The 12,326-nt window shown below is 69.4% G+C and carries 11 protein-coding genes, 1 tRNA gene and 1 pseudogene; 3 read left to right on the forward strand and 10 right to left on the reverse strand.

Annotated features, from left to right (window positions below):
• Window positions 1–29 precede the first annotated feature (29 nt).
• Complete coding sequence (locus tag J7I98_RS32190) at window positions 30–218, forward strand: DUF5703 family protein (RefSeq protein WP_030907692.1); 189 nt, start codon at window positions 30–32, stop codon at window positions 216–218.
• Between the two features lie 70 nt (window positions 219–288).
• Here J7I98_RS32190 and J7I98_RS32195 read toward each other — a convergent pair whose 3' ends face one another.
• The 3 genes from J7I98_RS32195 to J7I98_RS32205 all read right to left on the reverse strand — a co-directional run bounded on the left by J7I98_RS32195 (window position 289) and on the right by J7I98_RS32205 (window position 2,971).
• The gene (locus J7I98_RS32195) at window positions 289–1,080 is read right to left on the reverse strand and encodes a chaplin (protein ID WP_214928593.1); all 792 of its coding nucleotides are present in this window, start codon (window positions 1,078–1,080) and stop codon (window positions 289–291) included.
• A 143-nt stretch (window positions 1,081–1,223) separates the two neighbouring features.
• Window positions 1,224–1,457 carry a chaplin ChpH gene (chpH, locus tag J7I98_RS32200; RefSeq protein WP_214928594.1) on the reverse strand — a complete coding sequence of 78 codons (234 nt, stop codon included), beginning with the start codon at window positions 1,455–1,457 and terminating at the stop codon, window positions 1,224–1,226.
• Between the two features lie 161 nt (window positions 1,458–1,618).
• Window positions 1,619–2,971 (reverse strand): M20/M25/M40 family metallo-hydrolase, encoded by a 1,353-nt coding sequence (locus J7I98_RS32205; RefSeq protein WP_214928595.1) that lies wholly within the window; start codon window positions 2,969–2,971, stop codon window positions 1,619–1,621.
• Between the two features lie 137 nt (window positions 2,972–3,108).
• Between J7I98_RS32205 and J7I98_RS32210 the strand changes: the two genes are divergently transcribed.
• Window positions 3,109–3,196, forward strand: a tRNA-Leu gene (locus J7I98_RS32210).
• A 62-nt stretch (window positions 3,197–3,258) separates the two neighbouring features.
• Here J7I98_RS32210 and J7I98_RS32215 read toward each other — a convergent pair.
• The 4 genes and pseudogenes from J7I98_RS32215 to J7I98_RS32230 form a co-directional block, all read right to left on the reverse strand.
• Entirely contained in the window at window positions 3,259–3,888 is a 630-nt protein-coding gene (locus J7I98_RS32215; RefSeq protein WP_214928596.1) for an MBL fold metallo-hydrolase, read from the reverse strand.
• A pseudogene (locus tag J7I98_RS32220) lies at window positions 3,888–4,972 on the reverse strand (S-(hydroxymethyl)mycothiol dehydrogenase). Before J7I98_RS32220 ends, J7I98_RS32215 begins: the two are co-directional and overlap by 1 nt.
• A 56-nt stretch (window positions 4,973–5,028) precedes the next feature.
• Window positions 5,029–6,672 carry an amidohydrolase gene (locus J7I98_RS32225; protein ID WP_214928597.1) on the reverse strand — a complete coding sequence of 548 codons (1,644 nt, stop codon included), beginning with the start codon at window positions 6,670–6,672 and terminating at the stop codon, window positions 5,029–5,031.
• A 37-nt stretch (window positions 6,673–6,709) separates the two neighbouring features.
• Complete coding sequence (locus J7I98_RS32230) at window positions 6,710–8,185, reverse strand: APC family permease (RefSeq protein ID WP_214928598.1); 1,476 nt, start codon at window positions 8,183–8,185, stop codon at window positions 6,710–6,712.
• Between the two features lie 101 nt (window positions 8,186–8,286).
• On the opposite strand from J7I98_RS32230, the gene J7I98_RS32235 reads away from it, so the two are divergent.
• The gene (locus J7I98_RS32235) at window positions 8,287–9,018 is read left to right on the forward strand and encodes a TetR/AcrR family transcriptional regulator (RefSeq protein ID WP_214928599.1); all 732 of its coding nucleotides are present in this window, start codon (window positions 8,287–8,289) and stop codon (window positions 9,016–9,018) included.
• A gap of 97 nt (window positions 9,019–9,115) precedes the next feature.
• Here the strand turns inward: J7I98_RS32235 and J7I98_RS32240 are convergent, their stop codons facing one another.
• From J7I98_RS32240 to J7I98_RS32250, 3 genes are all read right to left on the reverse strand, one after another.
• Window positions 9,116–10,579, reverse strand: a complete 1,464-nt coding sequence (locus J7I98_RS32240) for an amino acid permease (RefSeq protein WP_214928600.1) — start codon at window positions 10,577–10,579, stop codon at window positions 9,116–9,118.
• The gene (locus J7I98_RS32245; RefSeq protein WP_214928601.1) at window positions 10,576–11,313 is read right to left on the reverse strand and encodes a FadR/GntR family transcriptional regulator; all 738 of its coding nucleotides are present in this window, start codon (window positions 11,311–11,313) and stop codon (window positions 10,576–10,578) included. The genes J7I98_RS32240 and J7I98_RS32245 overlap by 4 nt, the downstream gene beginning before the upstream one ends.
• 88 nt (window positions 11,314–11,401) lie before the next feature.
• Window positions 11,402–12,103 carry a FadR/GntR family transcriptional regulator gene (locus J7I98_RS32250; protein WP_214928602.1) on the reverse strand — a complete coding sequence of 234 codons (702 nt, stop codon included), beginning with the start codon at window positions 12,101–12,103 and terminating at the stop codon, window positions 11,402–11,404.
• Window positions 12,104–12,326 lie beyond the last annotated feature (223 nt).

Below are 12,326 nucleotides of genomic sequence, written 5' to 3' on the forward strand. Positions count from 1 at the left end.
ACTGGGGCTCTGCCCGCACAATAGATGCGATGCCGGAATACGAATTTGTCGACGTGTACGTACCGCGCGGGGTCTCCCGCAAGGACGCCACCCGTCTGCTGACCGACCATGCCGAGTACGGACACTGGGAGTTGGACCGACTGAGTCTGCACCGCGACGGCAGCCGCCGCGTGCGGCTGCGCAGGCGGATCATCCGCCAGGTGCGGGCCACCTGGTGAAGACGGAGCGGGCCCCGCACTGCGGGGCCCGCTCCGTCTCATGCCGGGCTGTACCGGCGTGCTTTTTCCGTTACGCCGCCGAGCGACGGGCCCGGTGGTAGAGCACCGCTCCGCCGAGCAGCAGCCCCGCGCCTGCCGGAATCAGCAGGTCGAGCGGGCCCGCGCCGGTCTCTGCCAGCAGCTCGGTGCCCTTGGGCTGGGTGACCGTCTGGGTGTCCGGGTTGTTCGGCGTACCCGGCTTCGACGGATCGTCCGGCCCGGTGATCCCCCCGGGGTTCTCCGGATCGACCGGCGAGCCCGGGTTGCCCGGCTCCCCGGGCTTCCCCGGCTCAGAGGGCTCTCCGGGCTTGCCCGGCTCCTCCGGCTCGGTCGGCGGCTTCCCGTCGCCGGATCCCGGCGGAGTCGTGTCGCCGGAGTTGTTGCCGCAGGTGTTGCCCTCGGCGCTGTTGCCGAGGCCGCCGACGGTGACGGTGTTCCCGCAGGCGTTCACGGGTACGTCGACCGGCACCTGGACGGTGTTGCCCGAGCCGACGCCGGGCGAATCGCTCGCCCGTCCGTCGGCGGACGCTCCGCCGCCATTGTTCTTGCCACTGCCGGGCTTGGATCCGCTCGCTTTGCCGGATTCATTGACGCAGTTGTTGCCCATTGCGGGATTCAGTACGCCGATGACGTTCACGGTGTTCCCGCACGCGTTGACCGGGACATTCACCGGCGCCTGCACGGTGTTTCCCGACAGCACGCCCGGCGAGTCCGACGTGGATCCGTCGGCTCCTGAGCCGGCGTGCGCGTAGCCGCCGCTCATGGCCAGCACGCCACTGGCGGCCGCCACGGTGATCAGGCCTTTTCTGGTGACCTGTCGCATAGCTTCGTACCCCTGACTTCTGCCGTCGAACGAGGCCCGCGGACGTCCGTGCCCGCGGGCGGAATGCCCAGCGGCCCCGGAGTGCATGGCGCGCACTCCGGGGCCGCCCGGGGCTTCAGACCCTTACGGGTTGAAGCGCAACGTCACGCGTTGGTGCAGGTGTTGCCGAAGGCGGGGTTCAGGAGACCGATCACGGAGATCGTGTTTCCGCACGCGTTCACCGGCACGTGGATCGGGGCCTGAACGACGTTGCCCGAGAGCACGCCGGGGGACTTGACAGCAGCACCCTGGGCACCCGCGTCGGCGACGGCCATTCCCGCGCCGGCGAGAACCAGACCACCAGTGGCAGCCGCAGCAGCGACGACCTTCTTGATCATTACTTTTCCTCCTTGTTGGCAAATGCGATCCCAGCCGCGGACCGCACACCCTGTAACGAAGGGAAAGTAATGAAGCTACGACCCTATGGTCGCATTCACTCTTTTCAGTCAAGTAGCACGTGCAGCCGAATAGTTGGAGTATCGGCCCGGTAGTTGTCCAGTCAGCAGTTGTCCAGAAAGCGGTCGAGCACGCGCACGCCGAATTTCAGCCCGTCGACCGGCACGCGCTCGTCGACTCCGTGGAACATGCCCGCGAAGTCCAGCTCGGGCGGCAGCTTCAGCGGTGCGAAGCCGAAGCAGCGGATCCCCAGGTCGTCGAAGGACTTCGCGTCCGTACCGCCGGAGAGCATGTACGGGACGGCGCGCGCGATGGGGTCCTCGGCCTTGAGCGCCACCTGCATCGCGTCGACGAGATCCCCGTCGAAGCTGGTCTCCAGCGCCTTGTCGCCGTGCACGTCCTCGCGCCGCACGCGCGGGCCGAGGATGCGGTCGAGATCGGCAAGGAACTCGTCCTCGTACCCCGGCAGGAAGCGCCCGTCGACATGCGCGGTCGCCTGGCCCGGGATCACGTTCACCTTGTAGCCGGCGCCGAGCATGGTGGGGGCGGCGGAGTTGCGGAGCGTCGCGCCGACCATCTTCGCGATGCCGCCGAGCTTGGCGAGCGTCGCGTCCATGTCCTCGGGGTCGAGCGGGGTGCCCAGCGCGTCCGAGAGCTCGTCCAGGAACGAGCGCACGGTCTTGGTGACCCTGACCGGCCACTTGTGCCGCCCGAGCCGCCCGACGGCCTCGCACAGCTCGGTGATCGCGTTGTCGTTGTTGGTCATCGAGCCGTGGCCGGCCGTGCCGTCCACGGTGAGGCGCATCCAGTGCATGCCCTTCTGCGCCGTCTCGACGAGATACAGCCGCAGGTTCTCGTTGACGGTGAAGGAGAAGCCGCCGACCTCGCCGATCGCCTCCGTGACGCCGTCGAAGAGATCCGGGTGCTTGTCGACGAGATGCCGCGCCCCGTACGTACCGCCCGCCTCCTCGTCGGCGAGGAACGCCAGCACGATGTCGCGCGGCGGCTTGCGCCCGCTGCGCATCCGGTCGCGTACGACCGCGAGGGTCATCGCGTCCATGTCCTTCATGTCGACCGCGCCCCGGCCCCACACACAGCCGTCGGCGATCTCTCCCGCGAAGGGGTGGTGTGTCCAGTCGTCGGCGTTGGCCGGTACGACGTCGGTGTGACCGTGGATGAGCAGCGCGGGCTTGGACGGGTCCTCGCCCTCGATCCTGGCCACGGTCGACGCCCGTCCCGGGTGGGATTCGAAGATCTGCGGCTCCAGCCCCACCTCGGCGAGCTTCTCCGCGACGTACTCGGCGGCGGCCCGCTCCCCCGGCCCCGAGTGGTCCCCGTAGTTACTGGTGTCGATCCGGATCAGGTCACGGCACAGGTCGACGACCTCGTCCTGGCCCGAGACCGGCTTGGCCCCCTCGGCCCTGTCGGGCCTGTCGGCCCTCTTCGACTCGCTCACGCTGCTTCCTCACACTGGCGGTGCTGGTGGTCCCCCTCATCCTCCCGCTACCCGGTCAGGTGGTGTGATCAGGGGGTCTGAATGTTTGCTATGGTTTTCCACGTCGGAACGGCCCAGGGCCGCGAGACAGACACCTTGTCCGGGTGGCGGAATGGCAGACGCGCTAGCTTGAGGTGCTAGTGCCCTTTATCGGGCGTGGGGGTTCAAGTCCCCCCTCGGACACCAGCGAAAACCTCCCAGTTCAACTGGGAGGTTTTCTGTTTTCAGCGCCCGACCCGCGCCCCTGGTCAGTGCCCCCTGGTGATCCATTCCTGTACGTGCGGGGCCTCCGCGCCGATGGTGGTGCCGTCGCCGTGGCCCGTACGGACCTCCGTGTCCGGCGGCAGGGTCAGCAGCCGGTCGCGGATCGAGTCGACGATCGTCGGGAAGTCCGAGAAGGAACGCCCGGTGGCGCCCGGGCCGCCCCGGAAGAGCGTGTCGCCGGTGAAGACCGTGGACAGCTCGGGAGCGTAGAGACAGACGGCGCCGGGTGCGTGGCCGGGTGTGTGCAGGACCGTGAGCGTGGTGCCGCCGACCGTGAGGGTCTGGCCGTCCGTGAGCTCGCCGTCGGGGGCGCGGTCCGGGTGGGTCTGCTTCCAGAGCGGGAGATCGTCCTGGTGGAGCAGGACCGGGGCGCCGGTGGCGGCGGCGAGGGCCGGGGCCGCGTCGATGTGGTCGTTGTGCGCGTGTGTGCAGACGACGGCGCGGAGCGTACGGCCGCCGAGTGCGGCAGCGATGGCCTGCGCGTCGTGGGCGGCGTCGATGACGATCGCCTCGTTGTCGTCGCCGACGATCCAGACGTTGTTGTCGACGTCCCAGGTGCCGCCGTCGAGCGAGAAGGTGCCGGACGTGACGAGGTGGTCGATGCGGGCGGCCATCAGAAGACCACCACGGAACGCAGGACGTCGCCCTCGTGCATCCGCTCGAAGGCCTTCTCCACGTCGCCGAGCGCGATGGTCTCGGTGACGAAGGCGCCGAGGTCGATACGGCCCTGCTGGTGCAGGTCGATGAGCATCGGGAAATCGCGGGACGGCAGACAGTCGCCGTACCAGGAGGACTTGAGCGAGCCGCCGCGGCCGAAGACGTCGATGAGCGGGAGATCGATCCGCATGTCGGGGGTGGGCACGCCGACGAGGACGACGGTGCCGGCGAGATCGCGGGCGTAGAAGGCCTGCTTGTACGTCTCGGGCCGGCCCACCGCCTCGATCACGACGTCCGCGCCGAATCCGCCGGTCAGCTCGCGAATGGCTTCAACGGGGTCCGTGAGCGGGAGTTGACGGTGTGGGTGGCGCCCATGGTGCGGGCGGTCTCCAGCTTGCGGTCGTCGATGTCGACGGCGATGATCCTGCCCGCCCCGGCGAGCCGGGAGCCGACGATCGCCGCGTCGCCGACGCCGCCGCAGCCGATGACGGCGACCGAGTCGCCGCGGCCGACCTGGCCGGTGTTGATGGCGGCTCCGATGCCCGCCATGACGCCGCAGCCGAGAAGACCCGCGACGGCGGGCGACACGGCCGGGTCGACCTTGGTGCACTGGCCGGCCGCGACCAGGGTCTTCTCGGCGAACGCTCCGATGCCGAGCGCCGGGGACAGCTCGGTGCCGTCGAGCAGGGTCATCTTCTGTTCGGCGTTGTGCGTGTCGAAGCAGTACTGGGGGCGGCCGCGCAGGCAGGCCCGGCACTGGCCGCACACGGCACGCCAGTTGAGGATGACGAAGTCTCCCGGGGCGACATCGGTGACGCCCTCGCCGACCGACTCGACGATGCCGGCCGCCTCGTGGCCGAGGAGGAAGGGGAAGTCGTCGTTGATGCCGCCCTGTTTGTAGTGCAGGTCGGTGTGGCACACCCCGCAGGCCTGGATCTTTACGACGGCCTCGCCCGGGCCGGGGTCGGGGACGAGGATGGTCTCGACCCGCACGGGCCGGTTCCTGCCCGGGGAGACGACCCCTTGGACCTGCTGTGACATATGCGAACTTCCTTCCGTACGCGCCGATACGAGCCCCGCCTGCGCACCGTACCCGTCTACAGACCGGCGTCGTAGACCTTCTGGCCACCCACGTACGTCCGGGCGACGCGGGTCGCGGCGATCTCCTCGGGCGGGGCGGCGTACAGGTCGCGGTCGAGCACCACCAGGTCCGCGAGGGCCCCGGCGCGCACGCTCCCGGTGTCGTCGAGGTGGTTCACATACGCGGAGCCCGCCGTGTACGCGGCGATGGCGTCCGTCAGGCCGATGCGCTCCTCCGGGAAGAAGACGGGGCCCTTGCCTTCCGGCTCGATCCGGTTCACGGCGGTGTGGATGCCGTGCAGCGGGTCGGGGCTGCTGACCGGCCAGTCGCTGCCCGCGGCGAGGGTGGCGCCGGCGCGCAGCAGCGCTCCGAACGGGTACTGCCACCCGGCTCGTTCCTCCCCGAGGAAGGGGATGGTCAGCTCGTCCATCTGCGGCTCGTGCGAAGCCCACAGTGGCTGGATGTTGGCGGTGGCGCCGAGTTGCCGGAAGCGGCCGATGTCGTCGGGGTGGACGATCTGGAGGTGGGCGAGGTGCGGGCGGGTGTCGCGCGTGCCATTGGCGGTGCGGGCGGCTTCGACGGCGTCCAGGGCGTCGCGTACGGCGCGGTCGCCGAGGGCGTGGAAGTGGGCCTGGAAGCCGAGGGCGTCCAGCTCGGTGACGTACGCGCGCAGGTCGGCGGGGTCGATGAAGCGGGTGCCGCGGTTGGCGGTGGCGCAGCCGCAGCTGTCCAGGTAGGGGTCGATGAGGGCGGCGGTGCCTGTCTCGGCGACCCCGTCGACCATGAGCTTGACCGATCCGGCGCGGAACCGGCCGTGGCTCAGTTCGGCGCGGCGCGCGGCCAGTTCGGGGATCTGCTCGGCACCGCGTTCACGGTCCCACCACAGGGCGCCCGCGACGCGGGCGGTGAGTGAGCCGTCGCGGGCCGCGGCGAGGTAGGCGTCGGCCGGGTCGGCCATCGAGCCGAAGGTGCCGACGATGGCGTCCTGCCAGGCGGTGATGCCGTACGAGTGGAGCAGGCGCTGGGCGCGCAGCAGGGCGGCGAGGCGGTCGGCGGGCGTGGACGGCGGGGTGAGGCGGGCGACCAGGTTCATGGCGCCCTCCTGGAGGAGCCCGGTGGGCTCGCCGGAAGCGTCCCGCTCGATGCGCCCGTCGGCGGGGTCCGGGGTGGTGCGGTCGATGCCCGCGAGGTGCAGGGCACGGCTGTTCGCCCAGGCGCCGTGATGGTCGCGGTTGGGCAGGTAGACGGGGCGGTCGGGGACGACGGCGTCGAGCAGGTCCTTGGTGGGGCTGCCGCCGTCGAACGCCTCCATGGACCAGCCGCCGCCGGTGATCCACTCCCGCTCGGGGTGGGTTTCGGCGTACGCCCGTACGGCTGCGACGGTTTCCGCTGCCGTACGGACGGCCGTCAGGTCGCACTGCGCCAGTTCCAGGCCGGCCGATACGGGGTGGACGTGGGCGTCCTGGAAGCCGGGGACCAGCAGCCGCCCGGCGAGGTCGACGACCTCGGTCTTCGGGCCTATGAGGTCGCGCACCTCGTCGTGGCCCACGGCGGTGATCCGGTCGCCGGTGACGGCGACGGTAGTGGCCCGGCTGCGGGCCGCGTCGAGGGTGAGGACGGGGCCGCCCGTGAAGACCAGGTCGGCGGTGGTGTGGCGCATGGTGCGAGTTCCTTCGGTAGGAGTTCGGTGTGAGGGGTCAGACGGTCACGGGGACTGTCTCCGGGTCGGTGCCGCGTCCGGTGACGAAGTACGGGGACTTGCGGACCCACTTCGCCCAGGCCGCCGCCACGACTCCGCTCAGCAGCATGATCGCCGGGCACAGGAGCATGAACCAGCCGTTGTCCGGGCTGATTTCGAAGTGGTCGGCGGAGGTGTAGAAGCTCCAGCCGAGATAGCCGCCGAGGCCGAGGAGGACGGCCGCGCTGAGTACGGGCAGCACCACGACGCGGGGCGTGGAGCGGAAACGTACGGCGGCGGCCAGCGCGGTGAGGGCGTAGTAGAGGGAGACGACGATGCCGATCGCGTTGACCGAGGCCAGGATCAGGTCGCCGATCTTCGGGATGACAAGGGAGAGGACTGCGACGGCAGCCGCGATGCAACCGATCGCGACCGTACCGGCCGCCGGAGTTCCGTACCGGGGGCTGATCCTCATCCAGAGCGGGCCCATCGTACGGTCGCGGCTCATCGCGAACATGCCGCGCACGGTGGGGATCACACCGGCCTGGAGCGAGGCGACGGCGGAGAAGGTGAGGGCGATCAGCGGGAGCGCGGCGAGCGGCTGATCGGCGAGACGGTCGCCGAAGAAGGTGAGGCCCTGGGCTCCGTGGCCGGCCAGCTCGTCCTGGGTCAGGACACGTTGGAAAGCGAAGGAGCCGAGCAGGAAGAGGCCCAGCATGGTGAAGAGCGTGATCAGTCCGGCCTTGGAAGCGTCCTGCGGGTCGCGGACTTCTTCGTTCACGCTGAACGAGGACTCGAACCCCCAGTAGCAGAAGACCGAGAGGAGCAGACCCTGGGCGAGGGCTTGCCCGGACGGGATGGTGAAGGGGTTCAGCCAGTCGAGACTGAAGGGGTGCGGGCCGGCGAAGAGTCCGTAACCGCAGAAGCCGAGCAGGACCGCGTACTCGAACACGAGCAGGTACTTCTGCAGATTCGCGGCGGAGCGCAGGCCGGTGACGGCGGTGAGGGTGACGGCGATCAGGACCAGAATGCCGAGCGCGGTGGACTGCGCGGTGGATTCGGGGTCGAGGGCCAGCCCGGCGACGCTGCGCAGCCCCGCCCCGGCCGCGAGCTGGAGGAGAGCAGAGCCGGTGACCGCGGTGGTGTACGCGAGGAAGACGACCGTCGCGACAAGGCTGATCCAGCCGACGAGGAAGCCCAGCCAGGGGCTGAGGGAGCGGCCAACCCAGACGTAGCCGCTGCCCATGTTGGGCTCGGCCTTGTTGAGCCGGGCGTACGCACTCGCGATCCCGAGGACGGGGAGGAAGGCCAGCAGCATGATGATCGGCAGGTGCAGGCCGACCACGCCCGCGGTGACGCCGAGTCCGATGCCGATGCTGGTGGTGGCCGCCGTGCTGGAGGCGGCGATGGCGAAGCCGTCCGCAACGCCGAGGGTCTTGGGCAGCCCGCCCCGGGCCGGTGGGTCGCCGGCGTACGGGGTTTTCGAAGGCGACATCGCTCGCTCCTTCACCGAGGGGCCTACAACGGCCCCGATGGCGGCACATCGAACTCTCCGGACCCTTCACACGTCAACGGCGTTGTCGTAAGGTCCCGGCCATGAGCGAGCGAGTGGTGCCCGAGGAGGGGCGGCGGCGCAGACGCCCCACCAAGCAGGGAACCGTCCTCTCCGAGGAGCTGATCGTCGAGACGGCGCTGCGCCTGATCCACGAGCACGGGGCAGCGGCGCTCACCGTGCGGCGGCTCGGGGCGGCGCTGGGTGCGGATCCGAGCGCGCTCTACCGGTACTTCCGGGACACCGATGATCTGCTGCTCGCGGTCGCCGACGAGCTCATCGGCCGTACGCTGCGCCGGTTCCGGCCGACCGGGGAGTGGCGGGCGGACCTGCGGACGCTGGGTCTGATGATGCATTCCGACTACCAGGCGCATCCGCAGGCGGCGATGCTGACGTGCGCGCGGGTGACGGGGCGGGCGAATGAGACCCGGTCGGTGGAGACGATCCTGGGCATTCTGCGCGGGGCGGGTTTCCCCGACCCCGAGGCGGTGCGGATCTACCACGTGTTCGTCGACCAGACGCTGGCCTTCGCGGCGCTGGACGCGGCGGTGTTCGTGCTTCCGCCGGGCGCGCGGAAGGCGGAGGAGGAGACGTGGCGGCGGACGTACGCGCGGCTTCCGGCGGACAGCCATCCGCATATCGCCGCCGCGGCGCCGGTTCTGGTGGCCGAGATGGGGCGCAGTGGGTATCCGGCGGCGCTGGAGATGATTCTGGCGGCTGCGGCGGCGCGGCTGCAGCAGGTGCGTTCCCAGCACCGCCCGGAGAAGCGCCCGTAACAATGCTCGCCGCAATGCGAGGAGGGCGGCACCCCGCGTGGGGTGCCGCCCTCCTCGTCGTATCGAAAGGTGCTGCCAGACGATACGAACGGTGCTGCTAGACGCGCTCGTGGCGGTCTGCGGCCAGCGTGGCGACCCGGTTGCGGACCAGGTACCAGCCGCCGACCAGCGCCGCCGCGATCAGCGGCAGGCACATCACGGTCGTACGGCCCACGCCGCCGCCCCACCACATCAGGAAGACAACGCTGGCGAGGAAGAACAGCGTGACGATCTGCGTGTACGGGGCCCACGGCAGCCGGTAGGCGGGGCGGGTGACCCGGCCGTCCTTCGAGCGGTGCCAGAAGAGCAGCGAGCAGAGCATGATCATGCCCCAGGTGCCGAGGATGCCGATCGACGCGAAGTTCAGGACGATCTCGAAGGCCTCGCCGGGCATGACGTAGTTGAGGCCGACGCCGAGGACGCCGAAGCTCGCGGTCAGCAGGATGCCGCCGTAGGGCACCTGGCCCTTGTTCATCCGGCCGGTGAACTTGGGCGCGGAGCCCGACAGGGCCATCGAGCGCAGGATGCGGCCGGTCGAGTACAGGCCCGAGTTGAGGCTGGAGAGGGCCGCGGTCAGCACGACGAGGTTCATCACGTCAGCGGCGCCGGCGACGCCGAGCTTGTTCATGACGGTGACGAAGGGGCTCTCGTTGCCGGAGTACGCCGTGTACGGGAGCAGCAGCGCGAGCAGCACGACCGAGCCGACGTAGAAGAGACCGACGCGCCACATGATCGAGTTGATCGCCTTCGGCATGATCTTCTCGGGGTTCTTGGTCTCACCGGCGGCGACGCCGCACAGCTCGACCGAGGCGTACGCGAAGACGACGCCCTGGATCACGAGGAGCATCGGCAGCATGCCGACCGGGAACAGGCCGCCGCCGTCGGTGACGGTGGAGAGGCCGGGGGTGTGGCCGCCGAGCTCGTGCTGGGTGACGACCAGGAAGATGCCGACGCACATGAAGGCGACGAGCGCGCCGACCTTGATGATCGCGAACCAGAACTCCATCTCACCGAAGTACTTCACCGAGATCAGGTTCGCGGCGAGGACGACGGCGAGGGCGATCAGTGCGAGCAGCCACTGCGGTACGTCGCTGAACATGGCCCAGAAATGGGCGTACGTCGCGGCTGCTGTGATGTCCGCCACTGCGGTGGTCGACCAGTTGAGGAAGTACAGCCAGCCCGCGGCGAACGCGCCCTTCTCGCCCATGAACTCACGGGCGTACGACACGAAGGCGCCCGAGGACGGGCGGTAGAGGACCAGCTCTCCGAGTGCGCGGACGACGAAGAAGGCGAAGACGCCGCAGACTGCGTACGCGATGGCCAGCGAGGGGCCGGCTCCGGCCATGCGGCCGCCGGCGCCGAGGAAGAGGCCGGTGCCTATCGCTCCGCCGATGGCGATCATGTTGATGTGGCGGGACTTCAGGTCTTTGCTGTAACCCTCGTCACCCGCGTCGACATGTGGGGATGTCGACACAGGATCGGTGGGACCGGCGGGGGCCGCAGGGAGGGTGCGGTCGCTCATGCTGTTTCTTCGCCTTCATTTGGGGGGTGCTGTGCGGTACCGGGCCGCACGATGGTGTTGAGAGTGATCTCGACGTGTTCGAGGTGAGCGGCCATGGCCTGCACCGCCGCCCCCTCGGAGCCGCCGACAATCGCCTCTACGAGGGCCCGGTGCTCGAGGTCCGACTGGCGTCGTCGGTCCCCGAGTTGGTTCAGGAAGGTTGACTGCCGGGCGAGGGCGTCCCTGATCTCTTCGATGATCTTGTGGAAGACAGGGTTGCCCGACGCCTGGGCGACGGAGATGTGGAAGAGCATGTCGAGCGCCACCCATGCGGTGGGGTCGGGCTCCTGCTCCATCTTCCCGATCAGGTGCGTCAGCAGGTCCACGTCGTCCTGCGTGCGCCGGGTAGCAGCGTAACCCGCGACGGGGATCTCGACGTGCCGTCGCACTTCGAGCAGGTCCCGGGCGGAGTACGCGCCGAAGATCGGGTTCTGGTCGGGTCCGCTCGCTGCGACGTACGTCCCCTTGCCGGCCCTGGACACCGTGAGGCCGAGCGCCTGGAGTGCGCGCAGGGCCTCCCGTACGACGGAACGGCTGACCTCGAAGCGCTTTCCGAGCTCGGCCTCCGTAGGGAGCTTCTCGCCGACGGCGAGTTCACCCCGCTCTATGGCGTCCCGGAGGTGGGTGAGGACGGCTTCCATCGCACTGATGCGCCGGGGTGCGCCGCCACCTGTCCGGCTGTCTGACAAGACCATGCGCTGAATGCTCGGAGGTGAGACATAGAAGCGTCAAGAGTGAACAGCGAGTTGATTTAAAACGTCAAAAAGGATAAAGGGGTGGACATTATGGGGCGAGGACATCGAGCTCCTGAAGGGCCCCGACGGCGATCCGGCGCGTCAGCTCCTCCGCGCGCGCGGCGTCGCCTTCCCTTACGGCTTCGGCGACTTGGACATGCAGGGTGACGGCCGCCGGGTCCGGATCCTCGAACATCACCTGGTGCCTGGTACGTCCGCTCAGGACCTCGGCGACCACATCGCCGAGCCGGGCGAACATCTCATTGCCCGAGGCTCGCAGCACGACCCGGTGGAAGGCGATGTCGTGCACGAGGTACGCGTCGAGCTGCCGGCCGCGCGAGGTCGCGACCATGCCGAGCGCGTGTTCCGTGAGATCCGCGCACTGCTCCGGGGTCGCGAACCGGGCGGCGAGCCCGGCGGCGACCGGCTCCACGGCGGAGCGCAGCACGGTCAGTGAGCGCAGCTGGCGCGGCCGGTCCGCGCCGGCCAGCCGCCACCGGATGACCTGCGGATCGTAGACATTCCACTCCTCGGTGGGGCGTACGGTCACGCCCACCCGGCGCCGGGACTCCACGAGGTGCATCGACTCCAGGACCCGGACGGCCTCGCGGACGACGGTGCGCGAGACGTCGAAGTGCTGAGCCAGCTCGTCCGTGCGCAACACGCTGCCGGGAGCGTACTCACCGGCTGTGATCGCAGGGCCGAGGCTCTCCAGCAGCTGCGCGTGCAGTCCCCGGGCCTGATTCTCCATGGGCTCAGCGTACGGGGCACCCTTCGGCACTCAAAAGTACGACGTTTATGTCACAGGCTCTTGAATACGTCGTATCTAAAGGGTTTCCTTGGCGCGGCGACAGCCCGACAGCGTCGCGACAGCCGACGGATCGATGTCGTTACGGACCGATGTCGTACGGACCGGTGTCGTACGGACCGATGTCGTACGGACCGATGTCGATGAAGACAGCGAGGCATCCACA

This window comes from Streptomyces sp. ISL-98 (assembly GCF_018614055.1).
Classification (GTDB): Bacteria; Actinomycetota; Actinomycetes; order Streptomycetales; family Streptomycetaceae; genus Streptomyces; species Streptomyces spiramyceticus.